General features: G+C 69.9%; 26 protein-coding genes. 18 read left to right on the plus strand and 8 right to left on the minus strand.

From position 1 onward, the window contains the following. Positions 1-35: 35 nt before the first annotated feature. The 9 genes from FD678_RS02525 to FD678_RS02565 all read left to right on the plus strand — a co-directional run bounded on the left by FD678_RS02525 (position 36) and on the right by FD678_RS02565 (position 9,251). Positions 36-572 (plus strand): GNAT family N-acetyltransferase, encoded by a 537-nt coding sequence (locus tag FD678_RS02525; RefSeq protein WP_140719024.1) that lies wholly within the window; start codon positions 36-38, stop codon positions 570-572. After that, a complete protein-coding gene (locus tag FD678_RS02530) occupies positions 569-907 on the plus strand; it encodes a non-heme iron oxygenase ferredoxin subunit (protein WP_218569450.1) in 339 nt (112 codons plus the stop codon). The genes FD678_RS02525 and FD678_RS02530 overlap by 4 nt, the downstream gene beginning before the upstream one ends. Positions 908-1,197: 290 nt before the next feature. Next, a complete protein-coding gene (locus FD678_RS02535) occupies positions 1,198-3,495 on the plus strand; it encodes a catecholate siderophore receptor Fiu (RefSeq protein WP_140719025.1) in 2,298 nt (765 codons plus the stop codon). Positions 3,496-3,643: 148 nt separating this feature from the next. After that, positions 3,644-4,336 (plus strand): Fe2+-dependent dioxygenase, encoded by a 693-nt coding sequence (locus FD678_RS02540; protein WP_140719026.1) that lies wholly within the window; start codon positions 3,644-3,646, stop codon positions 4,334-4,336. 257 nt (positions 4,337-4,593) lie between these two features. Further along, a complete protein-coding gene (locus FD678_RS02545) occupies positions 4,594-5,235 on the plus strand; it encodes a PepSY-associated TM helix domain-containing protein (RefSeq protein ID WP_140719027.1) in 642 nt (213 codons plus the stop codon). Between the two features lie 19 nt (positions 5,236-5,254). Continuing rightward, positions 5,255-5,776, plus strand: coding sequence for a DUF2271 domain-containing protein (locus tag FD678_RS02550; RefSeq protein ID WP_140719028.1), 522 nt, complete (start codon positions 5,255-5,257; stop codon positions 5,774-5,776). Between the two features lie 37 nt (positions 5,777-5,813). Next, the gene (locus FD678_RS02555) at positions 5,814-6,617 is read left to right on the plus strand and encodes a DUF4198 domain-containing protein (RefSeq protein ID WP_140719029.1); all 804 of its coding nucleotides are present in this window, start codon (positions 5,814-5,816) and stop codon (positions 6,615-6,617) included. 64 nt (positions 6,618-6,681) lie between these two features. Next, on the plus strand, positions 6,682-7,656 hold the full coding sequence (locus FD678_RS02560; RefSeq protein ID WP_140719030.1) for an FAD:protein FMN transferase: 975 nt from the start codon (positions 6,682-6,684) through the stop codon (positions 7,654-7,656). Next, positions 7,653-9,251, plus strand: a complete 1,599-nt coding sequence (locus tag FD678_RS02565) for a sulfite reductase subunit alpha (protein WP_140719031.1) — start codon at positions 7,653-7,655, stop codon at positions 9,249-9,251. The genes FD678_RS02560 and FD678_RS02565 overlap by 4 nt, the downstream gene beginning before the upstream one ends. 10 nt (positions 9,252-9,261) lie before the next feature. Here the strand turns inward: FD678_RS02565 and FD678_RS02570 are convergent, their stop codons facing one another. Further along, positions 9,262-9,852 (minus strand): HutD/Ves family protein, encoded by a 591-nt coding sequence (locus tag FD678_RS02570; RefSeq protein ID WP_140719032.1) that lies wholly within the window; start codon positions 9,850-9,852, stop codon positions 9,262-9,264. 237 nt (positions 9,853-10,089) lie between these two features. Then, positions 10,090-10,422 (minus strand): ComEA family DNA-binding protein, encoded by a 333-nt coding sequence (locus FD678_RS02575; protein WP_140719033.1) that lies wholly within the window; start codon positions 10,420-10,422, stop codon positions 10,090-10,092. A 202-nt stretch (positions 10,423-10,624) separates the two neighbouring features. On the opposite strand from FD678_RS02575, the gene FD678_RS02580 reads away from it, so the two are divergent. The 4 genes from FD678_RS02580 to murU all read left to right on the plus strand — a co-directional run bounded on the left by FD678_RS02580 (position 10,625) and on the right by murU (position 14,606). After that, the gene (locus FD678_RS02580) at positions 10,625-12,118 is read left to right on the plus strand and encodes a M20 family metallopeptidase (RefSeq protein WP_140719034.1); all 1,494 of its coding nucleotides are present in this window, start codon (positions 10,625-10,627) and stop codon (positions 12,116-12,118) included. 408 nt (positions 12,119-12,526) lie between these two features. Continuing rightward, the gene (locus FD678_RS02585; RefSeq protein WP_140719035.1) at positions 12,527-12,796 is read left to right on the plus strand and encodes a GlsB/YeaQ/YmgE family stress response membrane protein; all 270 of its coding nucleotides are present in this window, start codon (positions 12,527-12,529) and stop codon (positions 12,794-12,796) included. 62 nt (positions 12,797-12,858) lie between these two features. Next, entirely contained in the window at positions 12,859-13,884 is a 1,026-nt protein-coding gene (locus FD678_RS02590) for an aminoglycoside phosphotransferase family protein (RefSeq protein ID WP_140719036.1), read from the plus strand. Continuing rightward, positions 13,881-14,606 carry an N-acetylmuramate alpha-1-phosphate uridylyltransferase MurU gene (gene murU, locus FD678_RS02595; protein ID WP_140719037.1) on the plus strand — a complete coding sequence of 242 codons (726 nt, stop codon included), beginning with the start codon at positions 13,881-13,883 and terminating at the stop codon, positions 14,604-14,606. The genes FD678_RS02590 and murU overlap by 4 nt, the downstream gene beginning before the upstream one ends. A 100-nt stretch (positions 14,607-14,706) precedes the next feature. On the opposite strand, the gene hda is transcribed toward murU, so the two are convergent. From hda to FD678_RS02610, 3 genes are read right to left on the minus strand one after another with little or no spacing between them, the layout of a single operon-like run. Continuing rightward, on the minus strand, positions 14,707-15,447 hold the full coding sequence (gene hda, locus FD678_RS02600) for a DnaA regulatory inactivator Hda (RefSeq protein WP_140719038.1): 741 nt from the start codon (positions 15,445-15,447) through the stop codon (positions 14,707-14,709). Beyond that, positions 15,444-16,610 carry an AI-2E family transporter gene (locus FD678_RS02605; protein ID WP_140719039.1) on the minus strand — a complete coding sequence of 389 codons (1,167 nt, stop codon included), beginning with the start codon at positions 16,608-16,610 and terminating at the stop codon, positions 15,444-15,446. The genes hda and FD678_RS02605 overlap by 4 nt, the downstream gene beginning before the upstream one ends. Beyond that, complete coding sequence (locus FD678_RS02610) at positions 16,607-17,713, minus strand: DUF2066 domain-containing protein (RefSeq protein WP_140719932.1); 1,107 nt, start codon at positions 17,711-17,713, stop codon at positions 16,607-16,609. The genes FD678_RS02605 and FD678_RS02610 overlap by 4 nt, the downstream gene beginning before the upstream one ends. A 259-nt stretch (positions 17,714-17,972) precedes the next feature. Here FD678_RS02610 and purM point away from each other — a divergent pair, with 259 nt between their 5' ends. The 5 genes from purM to FD678_RS02635 all read left to right on the plus strand — a co-directional run bounded on the left by purM (position 17,973) and on the right by FD678_RS02635 (position 21,718). Continuing rightward, complete coding sequence (gene purM, locus FD678_RS02615; RefSeq protein ID WP_140719040.1) at positions 17,973-19,028, plus strand: phosphoribosylformylglycinamidine cyclo-ligase; 1,056 nt, start codon at positions 17,973-17,975, stop codon at positions 19,026-19,028. 15 nt (positions 19,029-19,043) lie between these two features. Continuing rightward, a complete protein-coding gene (locus FD678_RS02620) occupies positions 19,044-19,493 on the plus strand; it encodes a hypothetical protein (RefSeq protein WP_140719041.1) in 450 nt (149 codons plus the stop codon). 34 nt (positions 19,494-19,527) lie between these two features. Continuing rightward, complete coding sequence (gene purN / locus FD678_RS02625) at positions 19,528-20,181, plus strand: phosphoribosylglycinamide formyltransferase (protein ID WP_140719042.1); 654 nt, start codon at positions 19,528-19,530, stop codon at positions 20,179-20,181. A gap of 66 nt (positions 20,182-20,247) precedes the next feature. Continuing rightward, positions 20,248-21,030 carry a DUF3108 domain-containing protein gene (locus tag FD678_RS02630; RefSeq protein WP_140719934.1) on the plus strand — a complete coding sequence of 261 codons (783 nt, stop codon included), beginning with the start codon at positions 20,248-20,250 and terminating at the stop codon, positions 21,028-21,030. A 4-nt stretch (positions 21,031-21,034) separates the two neighbouring features. After that, on the plus strand, positions 21,035-21,718 hold the full coding sequence (locus FD678_RS02635) for a DUF3108 domain-containing protein (RefSeq protein ID WP_140719043.1): 684 nt from the start codon (positions 21,035-21,037) through the stop codon (positions 21,716-21,718). A gap of 55 nt (positions 21,719-21,773) precedes the next feature. Here the strand turns inward: FD678_RS02635 and FD678_RS02640 are convergent, their stop codons facing one another. The 3 genes from FD678_RS02640 to FD678_RS02650 form a co-directional block, all read right to left on the minus strand. Then, positions 21,774-22,091 carry an EF-hand domain-containing protein gene (locus FD678_RS02640; protein WP_140719044.1) on the minus strand — a complete coding sequence of 106 codons (318 nt, stop codon included), beginning with the start codon at positions 22,089-22,091 and terminating at the stop codon, positions 21,774-21,776. Next, the gene (murA, locus tag FD678_RS02645) at positions 22,088-23,362 is read right to left on the minus strand and encodes a UDP-N-acetylglucosamine 1-carboxyvinyltransferase (protein ID WP_140719045.1); all 1,275 of its coding nucleotides are present in this window, start codon (positions 23,360-23,362) and stop codon (positions 22,088-22,090) included. Before murA ends, FD678_RS02640 begins: the two co-directional genes overlap by 4 nt. 110 nt (positions 23,363-23,472) lie before the next feature. Next, positions 23,473-23,703 carry a BolA family protein gene (locus FD678_RS02650; RefSeq protein ID WP_140719046.1) on the minus strand — a complete coding sequence of 77 codons (231 nt, stop codon included), beginning with the start codon at positions 23,701-23,703 and terminating at the stop codon, positions 23,473-23,475. Between the last annotated feature and the right edge of the window lie 64 nt (positions 23,704-23,767).

Here is a 23,767-nt window from a genome sequence, read left to right on the forward strand (position 1 = left end):
TCCTACAAAGCGGGGGCTGCCGTTAAGATGCGCGGATGCAGACACTGACCTTCCGCACCGCCACCGTGGCCGACGTCGACGCGATCGTCGCCCTGGTGACCTCCGCCTACCGGGGCGACGCCAGCCGCACGGGCTGGACCACCGAAGCCGATTTCCTCGACGGCCAGCGCATCGACCCGGAGGTCCTGCGCGCCGACATCCTGCGCGACCGCAGCCTGGTGCTGCTGGTCGAACAGGACGGCCAGCTGGTCGCCTGCGCGCATATCGCCGACGAGGACGGCGCCGGCTACTTCGGCATGTTCTCGGTCAGTCCCACGCTGCAGGGCGGCGGGATAGGCAAGCGGCTGATGGAGGAAGCCGAGCGCATCGTCGCCGACCAATGGGGCCGGTCCGTGATGCGGATGACCGTGATCGACATCCGCTCCGAACTGATCGCCTTCTACGAGCGCCGCGGCTATCGCCGTACCGGCGTGACCAAGCCCTTCCCTTACGGCGACGAGCGCTTCGGCGTGCCGCTCCGCGACGACCTGCGCTTCGAGGTGCTGGAGAAGCCGCTGGGGGCAGGAGCGTGAGCGACGCCAAGGAGAACTGGACCTTCGTCTGCGCCACCGGCGAGCTGTTGCCGGGCGAGATGAAGACGGTCTGGGACGAGGTGACCGATGCGCCGATCCTGGTCTTCAACCTCGACGGCGACTTCTATGCGCTGGAGGACCGCTGCAGCCACGAGGACTACGAGCTCTCGGCCGGCGAGTACGACGCCTCGGCCGGCACCATCGAGTGCCTGCTGCACGGCGCCCGCTTCGACGTCCGCGACGGCCGCGCGCTGTGCGCGCCCGCCTATACGCCCGTGGCCAAGTTCCCGGTGAAGCTCGAGCACGGCGGCGTCTGGACGCGGGACGACCGCTAGTCGACGGAATCCGTGCAAGTCGCTGAAAGATAGGCGATTTTGGCCAGAAGAACCCCGCCCTCGGCGGGGTTTTCCGCGTTTCCCGTGCGCCGGCACGATTCGTCGGGATGCGAAACATATTGCAAACAATTCGCATTTGCGAGGAAATATGCCGCGATGACCGCATGAAACGCGGCCAGAGGCAGCCAGCCCGTCTGGCCAACCACCCCGGCTCGAACGCGCGCTCCCCGACCCACGGGACCGGAGAACGCGCGCCGCCGGCGAGCATCCAGCCCTGCACCTCCGTCACGATGACCTCCAAGATCAAGAGCCGCAAGCACTCCCTCTCTCAGGCATCCGCCCAGAGCCTCACCGCCGCAGCCCTGCTCGGCAGCCTGGGCCTCGCCTCCCCCGCCTTCGCCGCCGATGCCGCCGCGGCCCCGCCCACCACGCTGGACAAGGTCGACGTCCAGGGCGACCGGGCCAAGCGCTACCTGGTCGAGGCGCCGGCCTCGCCGAAGTTCACCCAGGCGCTGATCGATACGCCCCAGACCCTCAACGTGATCAGCAAGGACCTGTTCAACGAGCAGGGCGCCACCACCCTCACCGAGGCGCTGCGCAACAGTCCCGGCGTCGGTACGTTCTACGTCGGCGAGAACGGCAACACCACCACTGGCGACGCGATCTACATGCGCGGCTTCGACAGTTCGAGCAGCATCTTCGTCGATGGCATCCGCGATCTCGGCTCGATCTCGCGCGACGTCTTCAACATCGAGCAGATCGAGGTCGAGAAAGGCCCCGCCGGCACCGACAACGGCCGCAGCGCGCCGACCGGCGCGATCAACCTGGTCACCAAGCAACCGTTCCTGGCCGATGCGCTGAGCGCGTCCCTCACCGGCGGCACCGACAACCAGCGTCGCGTCACCGGCGATTGGAACCAGGCGCTCGGCGCCACCAGCGCCTTGCGCGTGAACGTGATGGGCCAGGATAGCGACGCGATCGGCCGCGACCACGTCCAGAACAAGCGTTGGGGCATCGCGCCGTCGCTCGCGTTCGGCCTGGATACCAGCACCCGCTACTTCATCGACCTGCTGTACGTGAAGCAGGACAACGTGCCGGACGGCGGCGTACCGACCATCGGCCTGCCCGGCTATTCCTCGCCCGACGCGACCCGTCCGTGGTTGACGAATGCGGCGCGCGTGGACAGCGAGAACTTCTACGGCACCCGCTACGACCACGACGACGTCACCTCGAAGATGGCCACGTTCCGCTTCGAGCACGACTTCTCCGACGCGGTCAAGCTGACCAACACCGCGCGCTGGGGCCGCAACGAGCAGGACTACCTGCTGTTCGCGTTCATGCCGAACGCGGCCAACCTGCGCACGCCCGACCCCGCGGACCCGTCGACCTGGACGGTGGCGCGCAGCCTGCCCACCTTCAAGGACCAGCGGTACACGATCCTCACCGACCAGTTGAACCTGCGCGTGGACTTCGCCACCGGCGCGATCAGGCACAACCTCAGCACCGGCGTGGAGGCCACCCGCGAGGAACTGCAGAGCTGGGGGCGCAACATCGTCGACCGCGCCGCCTGGCTCGCCGCCAACCCGGTCAACCTGTACGCCCCCGACTGGAACACCACGCCGCTGGCCAGCGCGCGCAACGGCGCGCACAGCAAGGGCACGACCACCACGTTCTCTGCCTACGCCTTCGACACGCTGAAGTTCGGCGACAGCTTCCTGGTCACCGCCGGCGTGCGCCTGGACCGCTACAAGACCGACTTCAAGAGCCTGACCTGCACCTCCGCCACCACCAACGCGGTGCCGTGCGCCACCCAGGTGGGCGTGGATGCCGACGTTTCCGACACGCTGTTCAACTGGAAGCTCGGCGCGGTCTACAAGGCCGCGGAGAACATCAGCCTGTACGCCAACTACGCCATTTCCCAGCAGCCGCCGGGCGGCAGCTCGCTGGAACTGAGCGCGTCGGCCAACAACGCCAACAACCCCCGCTTCGACCCGCAGAAGGCCAAGACCGCCGAGGTCGGCACCAAGTGGAACTTCCTGGACGACAACCTCTTCGTGACCCTGGCGCTGTTCCAGACCGACGTCACCAACGAGATCAGCCAGGGCAGCGACGGGCTGTACTACCAGACCGGCGAGAAGCGGGTGAAGGGCGTGGAACTCTCCGCCGTGGGCAAGCTCACCGAGAACTGGGCGCTTTCCACCGGCTATACCCGGATGGACGCGCAGGTCAAGGAAGGCGCCAAGGTGTCGCAGGACGGCAGCCTGGACCTGGCCTACACGCCGGACAGCGCCTTCACCGCCTGGACCACCTACACGCTGCCGTTCAAGCTGACCATCGGCGGCGGCGTGCGCTACTCCGGCGAGATGAAGCGCGGCACCGACGGCGCGATCGGCACGCCGGCCTTCGTCAAGTCGTACGCGGTCTGGGACGCGGTGGTGACCTACCCGGTCAACGACCACTTCGAGCTGCGCCTGAACGTCAACAACGTGTTCGACAAGGACTACGTGGCCGGCATCAACAAGAGCGGATTCCGCTACACGCCCGGCGCGCCGCGCTCGGCGCTGCTCACGGCCAACCTGAAGTTCTGATCCGCGCAGGCGGCACCTTCCCCGGCCATCCTCCGCTGCGGAAGGTGCTTGCGGAAGGGGCTTCAGTCCCGGCGGCTGGAGCCCTCCCGCACCGCGGTGGCACCGTTCGCGTCATGATAAGAACGGAGACCTTTTCCCGGAGCACGCCATGTTGCTGCACATCCCCGGCATCCTGACCGCCGACGAAGTGGCGCGCTTCCGCCAGGCGCTCGACGGCGCCGACTGGACCGACGGTCGCGAGACCGTCGGCGCGCAGGGCGCCCAGGTCAAGCGCAACCTGCAACTGCCCGACGCGTCGCCGCTCAAGCACGAACTGGGACAGGCGGTGCTGAGGGCGCTCGCCCGCAGCCCGCTCTATTTCGCGGCGGCCTTGCCGCTGCGCACGATCCCACCGCGCTTCAACCGGTACGAGGGCGGCGGCGAATACGGCTTCCACGTCGATGGCGCGGTGATGACGCTGGCGGCCAGCGCGACGCAGCCGGCCATGACGCTGCGTACCGATCTCTCCTGCACGTTGTTCCTGTGCGGGCCGGAGGAATACGACGGCGGCGAACTGGTCATCAGCGACACCTACGGGGAGCACGAGGTCAAACTGCCCGCGGGCGACCTCATCCTCTACCCCTCCAGCAGCCTGCACCGCGTCACCCCGGTGACCCGCGGCGCGCGGCTGGCCTCGTTCTTCTGGGTGCAGAGCCTGGTGCGCGACAGCGCCAGGCGGCAACGCCTGTTCGAACTGGACACCGCGATCCAGGCGCTGACCGCATCGGGCGCGGACCGCGGCGCGCTGCTCAAGCTCACCAACGTCTACCACAACCTGCTGCGCGAGTGGTCGGAGACCTGACCGGACGCCATCAATCTGCGTGCCCGTCGTGCGTCGAAGAGCTCGGGTTTCCCTGTCGCTGTTTGTGGCAGTGGCTTTAGCCGCGATCGGGCTTGCCCGGGAAAAGCCCATCGCGGCTAAAGCCACTCCCACACGAGCACGGCTCGCCGCCGGGCGCGTTCCAGGCCTGGCACGAGCGCAGACTCGAATTCCATAATTGAGATCAATTCTCATTTCTGTAGAATAACTTCCTCCTCGGCCCCTCCCGACAGCGTCCGTTGCCTACTCCGTCCGCCACCGATCACGCCACGGCGCGCCAACGTCGCGGTTTCTGGCTGCGGACGCTGCACCAGTGGCACTGGATCAGCTCCGCGATCTGCCTGGTCGGGATGCTCGTGTTCGCCGCGACGGGCCTGACCTTGAACCATGCCGCGCGCATCGAGGCGAAGCCGACGGTGACGAACCGCCAGGCCACGCTGCCGGCGCCGCTGCTGCGTGCGCTGGACGGTCCCGAGGACGGCTACGCGCCGCTGCCGCGCGAGGTGGTGGCCTGGCTGGACCGCGAGCTGTCCGTATCGCTCGGCCGGCGCCAGGCGGAATGGTCCGGCGACGAGATCTACCTCTCGATGCCGGCCCCCGGCGCGGACGCCTGGCTCAGCATCGATCGCGCCAGCGGCGCGGTTGAGTACGAAGCCACCGACCGCGGCTGGATCTCATACTTCAACGACCTGCACAAGGGACGCAATGCCGGCCCCGCCTGGAGCTGGTTCATCGACCTGTTCGCGGTCGCGTGCCTGGTGTTCTGCGTCACCGGCCTGTTCCTGCTGCAGATGCACGCCCGCCAGCGCCGCATGACTTGGCCGCTGGTCGGGCTGGGCCTGCTCGTCCCGCTGCTGATCGCCCTGCTCCTGATCCACTAATCCACGCCCGGAGACTTCCATGCGCGTCACCGCCACCCTCACCATCGCCTTGAGCGGCCTGCTGGCCGTGCCGGCCTACGCGGCCACGCTCGACGTCAACGTCGAGATCCCCAAGCTCAACGTCGCCGAGTACCACCGCCCCTACGTGGCGATCTGGATCGAAGGGGCCGACCAGAAGGTCGCCGCCAACCTCGCCGTCTGGTACCAATCCAGGGACACCGCCGAGGGCCACGGCACCAAGTGGCTGCCCGACCTGCGCCAGTGGTGGCGCAAGAGCGGGCGCACGCTGCAGGTGCCGGTCGACGGGGTGACCGGCCCGACCCGGCCCGCCGGCAAGCACGCGCTCTCCTTCACCGACCAGCAGCCGCAGCTGAAGGGCCTGGCCGTGGGCGAATACACGCTGGTGGTCGAGGCCGCGCGCGAAGTCGGTGGCCGCGAGCTGTTGAAGATCCCCTTCAGCTGGCCGGCCAGGAGCCCGCAGAGCGGCAAGGCCCAGGGCAGCAGCGAGCTGGGCAGCGTGACCCTGGCCGCCAAGCCGTGATCCCTTCCCTCGATCGACGATCGCCACAGGAGTTCCGATGAAGCGTTCCCTCGTCCTGACCGCCGCGCTCGCCGCGCTGCCGTTCTCCGCGCTCGCCCACAAGGCCTGGCTGCTGCCGTCGCAGACCGTGATCGCCGGCGAACAGCCCTGGATCACCGTGGACGGCGCCGTCTCCAACGACCTGTTCTACTTCAACCACGTGCCGCTGCGGCTGGACAACCTGGCGATCACCGCGCCGGACGGCAGCCGCCTGCAGCCGGAGAACGCCGCCACCGGCCGCTACCGCAGCGTGTTCGACCTGCAGCTCAAGCAGGCCGGCACCTATCGCCTGGCGGTGGTCAACGACGGCCTGTTCGCCAGTTGGAAGGAAGACGGCAAGCCCAAGCGCTGGCGCGGCGACGCAGCGCGCTTCGCCACCGAGGTGCCGAAGAACGCGCAGGACCTGCAGGTGTCGCAGTCGCTCGGCCGCGTGGAGACGTTCGTGACCAACGGCGCGCCGAACGAGACCGCGCTCGAGCCCGGCGGCAAGGGCATCGAGTTGGTCCCGGTCACCCATCCCAACGACCTGTTCGCCGGCGAACCGGCGCAGTTCAAGCTGCAGATCGACGGCAAGCCGGCCGCGGGCCTCGATGTCGAGATCGTCCGCGGCGGGACGCGCTATCGCAATGCGCAGGACGAGATCAAGGTGAAGACCGATGCCCAGGGCGCGTTCTCGGTGACCTGGCCGGAAGCCGGCATGTACTGGCTGGAGACCGCCACTGAAGACGGCAAGACCACGGTACCCCAGGCCAGGCAGCGCCGGTTGAGCTACGTCGCCACGCTGGAAGTGCTGCCGCAGTGATCCACCGCCGGACGCTCGTCGTTGCCGCGAAGGCGGGAACGACGGCGCCCGCACGAGTCCCCGGATGTCCCACGCCTCCCTCGACATCGCCATACTCGGCGGCCAGACCATGGGCACGACCTGGAGCGTGAAGCTGGTCGTGCCGCGCCACCGCGACCTGCACCCGATCCACGCCGGGATCCAGCGCGTGCTGGACACCGTGGTGGCGCAGATGAGCACCTGGGAGCCGGAGTCGGGCATCAGCCGCTACAACCGCGCGCCGGCCGGCAGCTGGCACCGGTTGCCCGGCGGCTTCCGCGCGGTGATGCAGGTGGCGCTCGACGTCGCCCGCGCCAGCGGCGGCGCATTCGATCCCAGCGTCGGGCCGCTGGTCTCGCTGTGGGGATTCGGCGCGCATGCCGGGGCCCGGCGCGTGCCTGCGCAGGACGCGATCGACGCCATGCGCGCGCGCGTGGGCTGGACGCGGCTGCAATGGCGCGACGATGGGCACGAGCTGCTGCAGCCCGGCGGGCTCGAACTCGACCTGTCCGGCATCGCCAAGGGCTACGGCGTGGATGCGGTGCATCGGCACCTGAAGGAACAGGCCATCGCCAGCGCGCTGGTGGAAGTGGGGGGCGAACTGCATGGCTACGGTCGCAAGCCCGATGGCCAGCCGTGGCGCGTGCTGGTGGAATCGGCGCCGGAGGAGGACGACGCCTCCGGCCTGCCGCCGCGCGTGCTGGCGCTGGACGACCTCGCGATAGCCACCTCGGGCGATCGCTGGCACCGCTTCGATGCGGACGGTCGGCGTTATTCGCACACCTTCGATCCGCGCCTGGGCCGGCCCGTCGAACGGGCCGCCGCGGCCGTGACCGTGATCGCCGGCGACGCGACGCAAGCCGATGCCTGGGCGACCGCCTTCACCGTGCTCGGCCCGGGCCCTGGCATCGCCCTGGCCGATGCACGCGGGCTGGCGGTGCGCTTTCTTGCCCGCACCCACGCCGGCGTGGAAGAACGCATGAGCCAGGCCTTCGAGCGGCTGCTGGAAACCCACGCATGAACGGCGCATCGCGGCGTGCCGTCGCCGGCAACCTGGCGGTCGGCGCATTGCTGACGTCGATCGCCCTGGGCCTGCTGCGCCTGCACGAAGGCGACTGGTGGAGCGCCCCGCCGCTGCCCGGGCGCTGGTGGCTGGCCGGCATCGCCGTGCTCGCCTACGCCGCCGGCAGCGCCTGGGTCGCATCGCGCTCGCGCAGCCTCGCGACCGGGCCGGCCGACGGCGCCGGACTGCTGGTCGCCTGGGCGAGCCAGACCGGGTTCGCGCGCGAACTGGCGGAGCGCAGCGTGGAAACGCTCGCGAACGTGGGCCAGCCGGCCGTCGCCCTGCCGCTGGAACGGCTCGACGCTTCCCGGCTCGCTTCCGGCGCCCGCATCCTGTTCATCGCCAGCACCACCGGCGAAGGCGACGCGCCCGACCACGCGCAACCGTTCCTGCGCGACGTGATGCAGCGCTCCCTGCAGTTGCCTTCGTTGCGCTACGCCGTGCTGGCGCTCGGCGACCGCGACTACGCCGACTACTGCGCGTTCGGCCGCCGGCTCGAGCGATGGTTGCGGCACCAGGGCGCGCATGCGCTGTTCGAGCGGATCGACGTGGACCGCGCCGCGCCGGAAGCGCTGCGCCAATGGCAATCGCTGCTGGCGCAGCTCGGCGACCGGCCGTCGACCTTGCCGGACTGGGAGAAGCCACGCTATGCGCCATGGCGCCTGCTGCAACGGAACCTGCTCAACGCCGGCAGTGCCGGCGGCGAGGTCTATCGCATCGCGCTCGCGCCGGCCCGGGGGCCGCTGCCGCACTGGCAGGCCGGCGACATCGCCGAGATCGGTCCGCGCCAGGCGGCCACCCGCGTGGATGCCTGGCTGCGGACGCACGCACTGGACGGCACGCAACGGGTGGACGGCCGGCCCTTGCGCGACTGGCTGAGCGAATCGCGCCTGCCGGACCTGGCCGGCCCCGCCGATCCGGCGACGCTGGTGCGCGGGCTGCAGCCGCTGCCGCACCGCGAGTATTCGATCGCCTCGATCCCCCCGGAAGGCCGCCTGGAGCTGCTGTTGCGCCTGCAGACCGACGCCCGGGGCCAACCCGGCCTCGGCAGCGGCTGGCTGTGCCGCCATGCCCGCCTTGGCGACGAAATCGCCCTGCGCATCCGCAGCAATCCGAATTTCCACGGCCCCGGGCCGCAGGTGCCGATGATCCTGGTCGGCAACGGCACCGGGATCGCCGGCTTGCGCGCGCACCTGGCCGAACGCATCGCCGCCGGGGCGCGGCGCAACTGGCTGCTGTTCGGGGAACGCAACGCGGCCTTCGACCTGCATTTCGGCGAGGACCTGCGCGCCTGGCAGCGCGATGGCTGGCTGGAACGCCTCGACACGGCGTTCTCCCGCGACGGCGCCGGCCCGGTCCGCTACGTGCAGCATCGCCTGCGCGAAGCCGCCGCAACCCTGCGCGAGTGGGTCGCCGACGGCGCCGCGATCCACGTCTGCGGCAGCCTGCGCGGCATGGCGCCGGAGGTGGAACGGGTACTGGACGAGGTCCTCGGCCCGGAGGCGCGCGAGCAACTCTCGCTTCAAGGCCGCTACCGGCGCGACGTGTATTGAGCCAGGCCCCTCAGGCCGGACGGATCCGGACCGCCAGCAATTCGCCGGCGCCGTCGACCCCGTGCCCCTCGCGTGTTCCGGCGCCCAGCCAGGCGGTATCGCCGGCCGCCATCCCGCCCAGGCCGCTGCCCGCATCGAAGCGCGCCTGTCCCGCCAGCAGGTGGATCGCCCAGGCGACCCCGAGCTCGGTGAAGAACACCATCCGCCCGGCCAACGGGCGGTGCAGCACGTCCACTTGCAGCGCATCGCGCCGCCACATCACGTTGAAATCGTGCGTGACGCCGTCGATCAATTCGCCGGCGACGAGCGCTTCGCCGGGAAACCGCGCGCGTTGGTAGGGCGGCAACAACGTCTCCACCCGGCCGTCCTCGAAACGCAGCCGCACGCCGTTGCCCTGCAACAGCACCAGCTCGCGCTCGACCCCGGGAAACGCGGAGAACGCCGCATCGCGCTCGATCTCGGCGATGGACAGCCGCAACGACCAGTCGCCGTCGCCGGGCAGGCGCAGGATTTCGCGGGTCCAGCCCAGGCCGTTGCGCCAGCGTTCGCGCCGGTAATCGGCCGCGGCGATCACCCGGGACGGTGCATGCAGGAGTGACATCCCGGCATTGTGCCTGCGCCTGCCGGGCCGCGCGAGACCGGACGCCTCGAAGGCGGCATCGGCAGATCCCCAATCCCGGGTTCCAGCCCCACAACGAAAATCGCCCGGCTGCACGTCAATGTGCAACACCGGGCGATACACATCCATGTCGGCTTCCAGCCTTCCCCTAGACTTCCTGTCCAGATAGGTAGCGGCCACGCATCCTGCGTCGGACCGTATTGCGGATTTCCATTCCCCTCAGCGTCTTTGCACCGGCTGTGCAGCCGCCGCCTTGGCAGCCTTCGCAGCGGGGGTATTCCCTGCCCCCACTTCGATCAGGTCTCTGTTCCTTTCGACCGTCTTGAGTCCGATTCCCTTGACCAGCGCCAGCTCCTCGGCGCTTTTGAAGGGACCGTTGGCCCGGCGGTGTTCGACGATGGCCTGCGCCTTGGCGGGCCCGACGTTCACCAGCACCCTGTCCAGGTCGGCGGCACTCGCCGTGTTGATGTTGATCCTTTCGACCGCATGGGCCGCGGAGGACAGCAGCAACGCCAGGAACAAGGACTGCAGGACTACGGCTAAAGACTTCATGGCAACGCTCCTTGTGGCTTGGGAAGGGTCCTGGCCGGCATTCCTGCCGGCTGAAACAGTGTCCCGCGCCACATGAGACAAGCGTATCGTCGGCCCCCCGCACGCACAGCCGGTAAACCGCGCGCAGTGCTGTAGGAAAATTCCTACAAACGGCGGCAGGCGTAGAATGGGCGCTCTTAGTCACGTATTCCCGGAGCACCCGATGGACAGCCGCAAGATCGACCAGTACGTCAGCGAGAAATGGGACAAGGACATCGTTCCGCAGTTGGTCGATTACATCCGCATCCCCAACAAGTCGCCGATGTTCGACGCCAATTGGGTCGCAAACGGCTACATGGACCAGGCGGTCGCCCTGATGGAGAACTGGGCCCGGGCGCAGAAGATCGCCGGCCTGCAGGTCGAGGTGGTCCGCCTGGAAGGCCGCACCCCGTTGATCTTCCTTGAAATCCCGGCCAGCGGCCCGGAGACCGGCGAGGACACCGTGCTGCTCTACGGCCACCTCGACAAGCAGCCGGAGATGACCGGCTGGGACGAGGAGCTGGGTCCATGGAAGCCGGTGCTGCGCGGCGACAAGCTGTACGGCCGCGGCGGCGCCGACGACGGCTACGCGATCTTCGGTTCGCTGACCTCGATCATGGCGCTGCAGGAACAGGGCCTGCCGCATGCGCGCTGCGTGATCCTGATCGAGGCCTGCGAGGAATCCGGCTCCTACGACCTGCCGGCGTACGTCGACCACCTGGCCGACCGCATCGGCAAGCCGTCGCTGGTGGTGTGCCTGGACTCGGGCTGCGCCAACTACGAGCAGCTGTGGTGCACCACCTCCCTGCGCGGCCTGACCGGCGGCAACCTGACCGTGAAGGTGCTGGAGGAAGGCGTGCACTCCGGCGATGCCTCCGGCGTGGTGCCGTCCAGCTTCCGCCTGCTGCGCCAGCTGCTGTCGCGGATCGAGGACGAGAAGACCGGCCGCATCCTGCTCGAGGACCTGCACGTCGAGGTGCCGCAGGAGCGCCTGGCGCAGGCCAAGCGCGCCGCCGAGGTGGTCGATACCGCGATCTTCGACAAGTTCCCGCTGGTGAAGGGCCTCGAGCCGATGAACGAGGACCTGACCGAGCTGGTGCTCAACCGCACCTGGCGCCCGGCGCTGTCGGTCACCGGCATCGGCGGCATGCCGCCGCTGGAATCGGCCGGCAACGTGCTGCGCCCGCATACCGCCGTGAAGCTGTCGCTGCGCCTGCCGCCGACCGCCGATGGCAAGCGCTGCGGCGAGCGGCTGAAGGAAGCGCTGCTGCGCGATCCGCCCAACGGCGCGCAGGTCACGCTGGAGCTGGAAAAGGCATCCAGCGGCTGGAACGCGCCGGCGATGGCGCCGTGGCTGGAAAAGGCCATCGACGAGGCCAGCCAGACCTTCTTCGGCAAGCCGGCCATGTACATGGGCGAAGGCGGCTCGATCCCGTTCATGGGCATGCTCGGCGAGAAGTTCCCGGGCGCGCAGTTCATGATCACCGGCGTGCTCGGCCCGCACTCCAACGCGCACGGCCCCAACGAGTTCCTGCACATCCCGATGGGCAAGCGCGTCACCGCCTGCGTGGCCAAGGTGATCGCCGAGCACCACGCGGCCAGCCTGCGCGGCGAAACCAGCGGCTCGCCGGTGGCGGCCGACAGCGGCAGCCGCCACGGCGGGCACGGTTGTTGCTGATCCGGGCCTAGGACCTGGGACCTGGGACCTGGGACCTGGGACCTGGGATTCGGGATTCGGGATTCGGGATTCGGGATTCGGGAAAGGCGCCTTCGCCTGGGGTCGGCTGTCAAACGATCCGATGCGTTCTTGCAGTTTCTCGCTTTTTTTGTGGGAGGGACTTCAGTCCCGGCAGATGGCCGGTCAAGCCCGCCGGGGCTGAAGGCCCTCCCACAACGACACCCGACCCGAAGCAGGCGTGTCGCTCTTCCGAGTTTCCACACCGGGTCCCGGTCTTGCCCGGTGAAGCCCTGCAGGGCTGAAGCTCCCCCCACGACGGCGTTCGATGCGGGGGCGGGCTTCGCGGGTCCCGCCCCAACGCACGCCCCGGCCTGCTAGTCTGCGCGCGGTTCCCCACCGGAGTGTCCCATGAGCGGATTGTTCGGCAGCGACAGCTGGCTCTACATCATCCTGGTCGGCTTCGTGGTCGGCCTGCTCGCCCGCTTCTTCATGCCGGGCAACAACCGCATGGGCTGCCTGCTGACGATCGTGCTCGGCATCGGCGGCGCGGTGCTCGCGGGCTGGTTCGGCCGCTACATGGGCTGGTACGCCGCCGGCGAGCCGGCCGGCTTCCTCGCCGCACTGCTCGGGGCCGTGGCCATCCTGGCGCTGCTGCGGCTGTTCAGCGGCAAGTCCTGACCCCTTCCTCCTCCCCGCTTTCCCGCGGCGGCGCCCCGGTGTCGCCCCGTTCTTCGCACGCGATGACCCCAGTTACCGACAGCGATTCCCCACGCGAACGGCAGCGCCTGCATTGGGCGCGCCAGGCCCTCGGCGATGCGCAGGCCAGCCTGCAACGCGCCTCGATCGATGCCGGCTTCCGCAGCTATTGGCGCAGCGAGGGGAAAGGCCCGTCGCGGATCGTGATGGACTCGCCGCCCGGCCTGGAGGACGTGCGCCCATGGCTGCGCATGCAGCGGCTGCTCGGCGGCGCCGGCGTGCGCGTGCCGCAGGTACTGGCCGAGGACGTCGAGCAGGGATTCCTGCTGCTGGAGGACCTGGGCGGGCCGACGCTGGCGCAGGTACTGGATGCATCGAACGCCGACGACCTGTTCGACGCGGCGGTCGGGCAATTGCTCAAGCTGCAGAAGATCGCGCCACCGGAGGGCATCGGCGAGTTCGGCGAGGCCCTGCTGCAGCGCGACGCAGGCTTGTTCGAGGAATGGTTCCTGGGCCGCCACCTGGGCATCGCGCTGGATTGCGGCGAGGCCGAACAGCTCCAGCTCGTGCAGCGCCGCCTGATGGACAATGCGCTCGCCCAGCCGCGCGTGCTGGCGCATCGCGATTTCATGCCGCGCAACCTGATGCCGGTCGCGGACGGGCCGGCGGTGCTGGACTTCCAGGATTGCGTGCTCGGCCCGGTCGCCTACGACCCGGTCAGCCTGTTCAAGGACACCTCGGTGAGCTGGCCGCTGGCGCGCGTCGACGCTTGGCTGGCGCGGTATCACGCGCGCGCGCTCGAAGCCGGCATCCCGGTGCCCGCCAGCCGCGAGCGTTTCCTGCGCGACGCTGACTGGATGGGCGTACAGCGCCACCTGAAGAACCTGGGCATCTTCTCGCGCCTGAACTACCGCGACGGCAAGGACTGGTACCTGCGCAACGTGCCGCGCTTCATCGGCTACCTGGACGAAGTGTTGCCGCGCCATCCGCCGTTGCAGCCGCTGCGGCACCTGCTCGACAGCCGCATCCGTCCCGCGCTGGCCGCGCGCGAAGCGCAGGCCGGCGCATGAAGGCGCTGATCTTCGCCGCCGGCCTCGGCGAACGCATGCGGCCGCTCACCGACCGCACCCCGAAGCCGCTGCTGGCGGCCGGCGGCGAACCGCTGATCGCCTGGCACCTGCACCGGCTCGCCGCGCTCGGCGTGCGCGAGGTCGTGGTCAATACCTCGTGGCTGGCGGAACGGTTCCCGGAGATGCTCGGCGACGGCAGCCGCTTCGGCTTGCGCCTGCATTACTCGTTCGAAGGACCGGTGCCGCTGGAGACCGGCGGCGGCATGCTGCATGCGTTGCCGCTGCTGGGCGACGCGCCGTTCATCGCGATCAACGGCGATGTCTGGAGCGATTTCGACCTGGCGCGGCTGCCTCGGGCCCCGCACGGCGACGCGCACCTGGTGCTGGTCGACAATCCCGACCACCATCCGGCCGGCGATTTCCGCCTGCTGGACGACGGCCGGGTATGCGATCGCGAGGCGGGCCATCCCGCGCTGACGTTCGCCGGGATCGGCGTGTACCGCCCGGGCCTGCTCGATCGCTGGCGCGACGCGATCGGCGCGGCGCCGGGCGCCGACGCGACGCCGCCGCGCTTCAAGCTGGCGCCGTTGCTGCGCGCGGCGATGCAGGCAGGCCGCGTGACCGGCGAGCGCCACCGCGGGCAGTGGACCGACGTGGGCACGCCGGAGCGGCTGGCGCAGTTGGATCGGCAACTGAACGCACGGCGCTCTCCAGTGCCATAGCCGTCATTTCCCGGCGCGGGGGCTTCGCCCGTACCCCCATCCGTCCTTGCGGGGCAGCTTCTCCCGGGGAAGGGAAAGGCTTGCATCCATCTTGCGACCGCTACGGGTTCCTGGCCTCGCCCAGGACCCGGCGCAGGAACGGCACGGTGACGCGCCGCTTGGCCGCCAGCGATTCGCGGTCGAGCCGGTCCAGCAGCCGCACCAGCGCCGCCGGTTCGCGCTCGCCATGCACCAGCAGCCAGTCGATCGCCGCTTCTTCCAGCACCAGCCCCCGGCGTTGCGCACGGTCGCGCAACACCGCCGCGCGGCCGCTGTCGTCCAGCGCCGGCAAGGTGATCCGCGTGCATTGCGACAGCCGCGAGCGCAAGTCCGGCAGGGCCAGCGCCAAGGCATCGGGCATGGCCTGCGCGGTATACAGCAGCGTCACTCCCGCGGCACGCGCGCGGTTGTGGAAATCGAACAGCGCCACCTCGTCGTCGCGGTTGCCGGCGATGCCGTGCGCCCGCTCGCCCTGGCGCGTGCCGGCGACATGTTCCAGGCCGTCGAGCGCGATCACGTCGCGGCCTTCCAGCGCCTCCAGCGCCTCGCGCAGGCGCCCTGCCGCCGCCAGCAACGGCAGGTAGGCGGCCGCGCGCCCGGCCTGCTCGGCAGCGGCACACAGCGACAGCGCCAGGTGGGTCTTGCCGCTGCCCGCGGAGCCGGCAAGGTACAGCCAGTCGCGCACCGTGCCGGCGGCCATCGCCTGCAGGTGCTCGACCAGCCCCTCGGGCGCGGCGACGAAGCTCTCGAAACGCTGGTCCGGCGGATAGCGCAGGGCCAGCGGCAACTGCGGCACGCTCACGTCGGATCGCCGTCCTTGGGCACTTCGACGACCGCGTTCTTGTCGACGTAGCTGTCGAGCAGGATCGTCGGCCGCTCGCCGGCGTACAGGTCGCTCTGCTTGTAGCGCTCATGGGCGTAGCGCAGCAGCACGTTGGCCACCGCCGCCACCGGCAGCGCCAGCAGCATGCCGAGGAAGCCGAACAGCTGGCCGCCGGCCATCACCGCGAAGATCACCGCGACCGGGTGCAGGCCGATCTTGTCGCCGACGATGCGCGGGGTCAGCACGTAGCTCTCCAGCAGCTGCCCGACCGTGAAGGTCGCCGCCAGCCCGACCATCAGCCGCAGGTCGAAGCCGTGCGCCTGCACCAGCGCGGCCAGCACCGCCAGCACCACGCCGGTGGTCGCGCCCAGGTAGGGGATGAAGCTGATCAGGCCCGCGATCAGGCCGATCAGCAGGCCCAGGTTGAGGCCGCTGATCGACAGCCCGGCCGCGTAGATCACGCCCAGCGCGACCATGACCAGGAACTGGCCGCGGATGAAGGCGCCGAGCACCTCGTTGGACTCCTGCGCGAGGCGGCCGACGGTGCCGATGTAGTTGCGCGGGATGATCGCCGCGACGCGCTCGACCAGCTTGTCCCAGTCGCGCAGGAAGTAGAACGTCAGGATCGGCAGCAGCACGATGTTGAGCACCCAGGCGACCATCGCGAAGCCCGAGCGCGACAGGTAGCCGAAGAAGGTCTTGGCGACGCCGCCGGCCTGCTGCCAGTGCGAGCGGATCCAGTCGATCAGGCGCTCCGGGTCGAGCCAGGTCATCAGCTCCAGCCCGGTCTTCTGCTCGATCCACGGCACCGCGGTGCCGATCACCCAATCGCGCATCTGCGGCAGCGCGTTGATCAGAGTGACGATCTGGCGCTCGATCATCGGCACCAGGATCATCAGCGCGAGCGCGACCAGCAGCAGCATCGAGGCGAACACCAGCACGACCGAGGTGTTGCGCGACAGCCCGGTGCGCTCGATGCGGTCGACCAGGGGATCGCCGAGCCATCCCAGCAGCAGCGCCAGCGCGAACGGGGTCAGCACCGGGGCCAGCAGCCAGATCACCCAGCACACGCCCACCGCCAGCGCCGTCCACTTCAGGCGGCGCAGGAACAGGGCGATTTCGGCTTCGGGCGACAGGTTCATTTCAGGCGGTACTCGGCGCGCTCGCCGTCCAGGATGACCGGGCCTTCGGTCGGCACCGACACCGGCACCACCGGGCTGTCGTCGCCGAGCATGCGGTTGAGGCCGGAAATGCCGGTCAACAGTTCGAGGTCCGCCTCGAGCCGGTCGCCGGAAGCGCGGACCGGGCGGATGCCGCGCACTACCGACACGCCCTGCAGGGCGGCCGACAGGCGCAGGTAGTCGTCGGCGCTGCGGATGCCGGTGAACACCGCGCGGTAGACGCCGGGCGTGCCGGTCTCCACGCGCTTGGCGTAGCGCTTGACCAGCGCATCGGCGGCGCCGTCGGCACCGCCGGCCATCGCCCGGCGCGCATCGCCATCGCTGGTGGACCAGGTCGAAAGCACCTTGCCGTCGTCCACGAACACCCAATCCGCGGCCCAGCCGCCGCCGGACCGGTACAACTTGCCGATCAGCTGCATCGGCGGGCTGTAGCGGGCCGAGGCGCGCGCCACCGCCGCGGTGTCCTGGCGCCAGATCGCGCCGACCAGGGCCTGCTCGGCCGCGCCGCCGCCCGGCAGGCCGAGCCGGAAGCCGCGCTCCACCGCCCGGTCGAGCACGCTGCGCGCGGCATTGGACTGCTGCAGCCCGACCAGGCGCGGCCCGGAACCGTCGTCGATCGCCAGCCACAGCACCGGCTTGGGCCGCGGCTGCGGCCAGACCGGCAGGCCGAGCGCGGCCACCAGGCCGTCCACGTCGTCCTGCCGGAAGCGCGCCACCAGCATGGTCTTGAAGGTCGGCGCGCCGGTCGGGGAGGTGCCCTGGTCCTGCCGGTAGTCGTAGCTGTCGAGGTAGTTGCCGGCGTTGCGCAACGCCTGCGGCACGCCCGGCCGGGCCATGACGTTGCGGTCGCCGGACAGCTTGGCCAGCACCGCGCCCAGCGCGCGCGCCAGCCCGCCGGCCCGGTCGGACTCGGCCTGGCTGTTGACCGGCACTTCCGCCTCGTAGGCGCCCTGCGCCTTGGCCACGTCGCCCTCGGTACGCAGGTCGGCCTGGGCCAGGACCGGCGCCGCCGGCATCGCCAGCGCCGCGGCGAGAAGCGCTAGCGCGCCGGCGCGCATGGACATGCGGAGCGTGCCGCGGCCCTTCGGATGGACGCGACGCTCGCCGGGGCGCTTCGAGGCCAGGCGCGCGACGCGGGACCGCAGCATTCCCGGCAGGGTCCCGGGGGACGGGCCGTCAACGGCGCGGAGCCGACCGACGCATCTCATGAAGAAGGGCATAACACGCTCTAGCTCGACGTATTCCGGGGGAATTGTTGCCCGAATGCGGGCCTGGCGCCAACGTGGCTGCTAAAATCGCGCCCTTTCCGCCGAGCCGCCGCCCGTGACCAGCCCATCCCCTTCCGCCCCCACGCCCTTGACCTACCGCGACGCAGGCGTCGACATCGATGCCGGCAACGCCTTGGTGGAACGCATCAAGCCGCTGGTCAAGCGCAGCTTCCGGCCGGAGGTGATGGGCGGGCTGGGCGGCTTCGGCGCGCTGTTCGACCTGTCCGGCAAGTACAAGGAGCCGGTGCTGGTGTCCGGCACCGATGGCGTAGGCACCAAGCTGAAGCTGGCCCAGCAGCTGAACCGCCACGACACGATCGGCATCGACCTGGTCGCGATGTGCGTCAACGACGTGCTGGTCCAGGGCGCCGAGCCGCTGTTCTTCCTGGACTACTTCGCCACCGGCAAGCTGGACGTGGACACCGCGGCCGCGGTGGTCGGCGGCATCGCGCGCGGCTGCGAACTGTCCGGCTGCGCGCTGATCGGCGGCGAGACCGCCGAGATGCCCGACATGTATCCGCCGGGCGAGTACGACCTGGCCGGCTTCTGCGTGGCGGCGGTGGAGAAATCGCGGCTGCTGGACGGCGGCAAGGTCCGCGAGGGCGACGTGCTGATCGGCATCGCCTCCTCCGGCCCGCATTCGAACGGCTACTCGCTGGTCCGCCGCATCTACGAGCGCGCCGGCTCCCCGGCCGACCTGGACGTGGGCGGCGTGAAGCTGATCGACGCGCTGATGGCGCCCACCGCGCTGTACGTGAAGCCGGTGCTGGCGTTGCTGGCGTCCCACGGCGAAGCCATCCACGCCATGGCCCATGTCACCGGCGGCGGATTGACCGAGAACATCATCCGCGTGATCCCCGAAGACCTCGGCCTGGACATCGATGCGTGCAGCTGGCCGCTGCCGCCGGTGTTCCAATGGTTGCAGCGCGAGGGCGCGGTGGAAGACGCCGAGATGTGGCGCACCTTCAATTGCGGCATCGGTTTCGTGCTGGTGGCCGAGCCGGCGCAGGCGGCCGCGCTGGAACAGGCGCTGGACGGTCAGGGCCTGGCGCACTGGCGGATCGGCCAGGTGGTGGCCGCGGGCGCCGGCGAACGCGTGCGCATCGGCTGAGCGTGCAGGACCCGCATGGAAGCCGCCACGCCACCGCAGTTGCCGGCCACGCCCGAGGACGTGCAGCAGCTCCGGCTGCTCTCGATCTTCCATTACGTGCTCGCCGGCCTCACCGCCCTGTTCTCGCTGTTCCCGCTGATCCACCTGTTCATGGGCCTGGCGATCGTCACCGGGCGGATGCCCATGGAGCCCCAGGGCGCGGACGCCCCGCCCATGGACCCACGGCTGTTCGGCTGGTTCTTCGTGGGCTTCGCGGCCCTGTTCATCCTCGGCGGGATGGGGCTGGCGGCATCGATGGCCTATGCCGGGCGCTGCATCGCGCGACGGCGGCGGCACCTGCTGTGCCTGGTCGTGGCCGGGCTCTCCTGCGCCCTCATGCCGCTCGGCACGGTGCTCGGCGTGTTCACCCTGGTGGTGCTGCTGCGCCCGCAGGTGAAGGCCCTGTTCGACGCGCCCGCGCCCTGAGTCGCCGCGGCACCAGGGCAAGGGAATCGGCGGCATGAGCATGCGCATCGCGGTACTGGCTTCCGGCCGTGGCAGCAACCTGCAGGCCATCCTCGACGCCATCGAGGCCGGCCGGCTGGAAGCGGAGGTCGTCGGCGTGTTCTCCGACCGCCCGGACGCCGCGGCGCTGGGCAAGGTACCCGAGCCGCTGCGCTGGTCGGCCCGCCCCAAGGACTTCCCCGGCCGGGAGGCCTTCGACGCGGCGCTCGGCGACGCGATCGCGGCCAGCCGCCCGGACTGGATCGTCTGTGCCGGCTACATGCGCATCCTCGGCGAGGCGCTGGTGTGCCGCTTCGCCGGCCGCATGATCAACATCCATCCCTCCCTGCTGCCGCGGCACCGCGGCCTGCACACCCACCTGCGCGCCCTGGAGGCCGGCGACGCCGAGCATGGCGCCAGCGTGCACGTGGTGGTGCCGGAACTGGATGCCGGCCCGGTGATCGCGCAGGCGGTGGTGCCGGTGCTGCCGGGCGACGACGTGGCCACCCTGGCCGCCCGGGTGCTGGAACGCGAGCACCCCTTGCTGGTCGCCAGCCTGGCCCTGCTGGCCGGCGGCCGCCTGAATGAACGCGAGGGAACCCTGCGCCTGGACGGTCAGGACCTGTTTACGCCGTTGCGCCTAGATTCGGCGGGCCATCTCTCGCGCTGAATACGGACACATCCCCGTGACCCTTCTTCAGGCATGCTGATGCCTGACCTTCCCGCGTATCCCTCCATGCCCGCCTTCCGCTCCACGCTGCTGCTCGCTTCCCTGCTGTTGCCGATGGCGACGGGCAACGCGCAGGAGCCGCCTGCCCCCCCGGCCGCCACCGAGGTCCCCGCCCTGCCCGCGCAGGAATGGACGCCGCCGGCGCTGGAGCCCTTCGTCGCCACCTACCAGGCCTTCTACAAGGGCAAGGAAGCCGGCGACGCCACCATGCAGGTCACCCACACGGGCGGCGACCAGTGGCGCGTGGACATGGCGGTGCGCGGGCGCAAGGGCTTCGCCAGCGTGCTGGGGCTGAACCTCGAGCAGAGCACGGTGTTCCGCAACGACGGCAGCGTCTACGTGCCGCTGACCCAGAGCACGGTCAGGAAGGCGCTGTTCTTCGGCAAGCAGGTCACCGGCGTCTACGACTGGAAGAACGGCACGGTGCAATGGGAAGGCGACCTGAAGAAGGAACGCCGCCAGCCGATCGCGCTCAAGCCCGGCGACCAGAGCGCCCTGCTGCTGAACCTGTCGCTGATGCGCGATGCGCGCCCCGGCCAGGCCATGAGCTACCGTTACGTCGACCTGGGCCGGGTAAGGCAGTACGACTATCGCGCCGCGGAGGCGACCGAGAGCGTCCAGGTCGGCGACCTCAGCTACGACGCGCTGCGCGTCCAGCGCATCAACAGCGGCGACAACGAAACCATCCTCTGGATCGCCAACGGCGTACCCACGCCGGTGCGCATCCTGCAACGCGACAAGGGCGAGGACCAGATCGACCTGCGCCTGATCGAATACCAAGGAGTCTGAGCCGATGAACAGCCTCAAGCGTTCCCTTTCCCTGATCGCCGCCGCCGGCCTCGCGCTGGCGAGCCTGCCGGCGCTGGCGATCCAGCCTTTCCAGGCCGACTACAAGGCCAACTACATGGGCATGCAGGCCAACGGCACGATGACCCTGGCCGCGGCCGGCAACAACCAGTGGCGCTACACGCTGACGATCCAGAACCAGCTCGCCAACCTCAGCCAGAGCACCGTGTTCGACGAGCAGAACGGCCAGCTGCGCCCGCTGAGCAGCAACGACTCGTCCTCGCTGCTGGTGAAGAAGCGCAACGTGCAGGCCAGCTACGACTGGAACAGCCGCCAGGCCACCTGGAGCGGCGACATCAAGCCGGACCGCCGCGGCCCGGTGGCGCTGCAGCCGGGCGACATGGACGCGCTGCTGATCAACCTGGCGATCGCGCGCGACCTGGCGGCCGGCAAGTCGCTCAGCTACCGCATGGTCGACGAGGGCCGCGTCAAGCCGATGACCTACAAGGTCGTGGGCAAGGAAAACATCACCGTCAACGGCAAGTCGCAGCAGGCCACCAAGGTCTCGCGCACCGATGGCGACAAGGAGCTGATCGCCTGGATCGTGCCCAGCCTGCCGGTACCGGCGCGGCTGCTGCAGCGGGACAAGGGCCAGGATTCGCTCGACCTGACCATCCAGTCGGTGCGCTGAGGCGAAGACACCGCCGGAGCGACGCCGATCGCTCCCGCGGTGCCCGCCAAACCGGTTACTTGGCGTCGCCCGCCGATTCCTGCTTGAACACGGTGCGGCAGTCCACGCGGATCTGCTGGCCGCTGCCGCGCCAGTAGAACGTGCTGCAGTGGCGGTTGCCGTCCACCGTCTTCTTCACCGCCACCGCGTAGAACGCCTGCGCGATCTCGCTGCGGCTGGCGGTGCCGTCGCCGTTCCAGTCCATGTCGCGCAGCTCGACGCCCTGCGTGATCGCCATGCCGGCGTACCAGGCGTATCCGAGCCAGGCCAGGACCACCAGCATCACGCCCGCCAGCGCCTTGCGGCGCGCGGTGAACTTGCCGCGCAGGATCATGCGATGCGCCGGATGGTCGCTCCGAGCGCCCCCAGCTTCTCCTCGATGTTCTCGTAACCACGGTCCAGGTGGTAGATGCGGTCGATGGTGGTCTCGCCCTGGGCGACCAGGCCGGCCAGGATCAGCGACGCCGAGGCGCGCAGGTCGGTGGCCATCACCGGCGCGCCGCTCAGCTGCTCGGCGCCCTGCACGATCGCGGTATGCCCCTCGATCTGGATGTTCGCGCCCAGGCGCATGAGTTCGTTGACGTGCATGAAGCGGTTCTCGAAGATCGTCTCGTTGATCACGCCGACGCCCTCGGCCACGCAGTTGAGCGCCATGAACTGCGCCTGCATGTCGGTCGGGAACGCCGGGTACGGCGCGGTGGTCAGGCTCACCGCGCGCGGCCGCCGGCCCTTCATGTCGAGGGTGATGGTGTCCTCGGTGCAGTCCAGCTCAGCGCCGGCCTCCTTGAGCTTGTCCAGCACCGCGTCGAGCGTATGCGGCCGGGCGCGGCGCACCGTGACGCGGCCGCCGGTCATCGCCGCGGCGACCAGGAAGGTGCCGGTCTCGATGCGATCGGGCAGCACCGCGTGGCGTCCGCCGCTCAACCGCTCCACGCCCTCGATCACGATCCGGGAAGTGCCGGCGCCTTCGATCTTCGCGCCGAGCGTGACCAGGCATTGCGCCAGGTCCACCACCTCCGGCTCCATCGCCGCGTTCTCCAGCACCGTGGTGCCCTCGGCCAGGGTCGCGGCCATCAGCACGTTCTCGGTGCCGGTGACGCTGACCACGTCGAACACGTAGCGGCCGCCCTTGAGCCGGCCGTTGCTGGTGGCCTTGATGTAGCCGTTCTCGACCACGATCTCGGCGCCCAGCGCCTGCAGCCCCTTGATGTGCTGGTCGACCGGCCGCGAGCCGATCGCGCAGCCGCCCGGCAGCGACACCTCCGCCGCGCCGTGCCGCGCCAGCAGCGGCCCCAGCACCAGCACCGAGGCGCGCATGGTCTTGACCAGTTCGTAGGGCGCCACGTGCTGGTTGACGGTGCGCGGGTCGACGACGATCGAACTGCCCTTGGCGAGCGTGCCCTCGTCGAGCCCGACCTCGGCGCCCAGCTCGCTCAGCAGCTTGACCGTGGTGATCACGTCGTGCAGGTGCGGCACGTTGGTGACCTCCACCGGCGCGTCCGCCAGCAAGGTCGCGCAGAGGATGGGCAGCACCGCGTTCTTGGCGCCGGAAATGTTGACTTCACCGTGCAGCGGCGTGCCGCCGGTCACTACGATCTTGGCCATGTATGTGCGAAATGTCCGGGAATGTGGCTTTTCGCAGGAGTGGCGGCGGCCTGCCTCGTGGGGCCCTGCCGGGCCGGCGCCGCTCCTGCGGGGATTCTTGGGGGAGCGGATCAGGCGGCTTCGTCGGGCGTGACGGTCTTCAGCTGCAACGCGTGGATCGCGCCGCCCATCAGGTCGCCGAGCGTGGCGTACACCATGCGGTGCCGCGCCAGCGGCAGCTTGCCGCGGAAGGCCTCGCAGACCACGGTCGCTTCGAAATGCACGCCGTCCTCGCCGTGCACCTCGGCGCGGGACTGCGGCAGGCCGGTCTCGATGAGTTTACGGATGGTTTCGGCGTCCAACGGGCTTTCCTAATAAAATGATCGGCCATTCTACTCTCCGTCCGGGTCCCGCATGGCCGTGTCG

The sequence above is a fragment of the Pseudomonas sp. Hp2 genome, assembly GCF_006386585.1.
In the GTDB taxonomy this organism is placed as follows: domain Bacteria; phylum Pseudomonadota; class Gammaproteobacteria; order Xanthomonadales; family Xanthomonadaceae; genus Pseudomonas_S; species Pseudomonas_S boreopolis.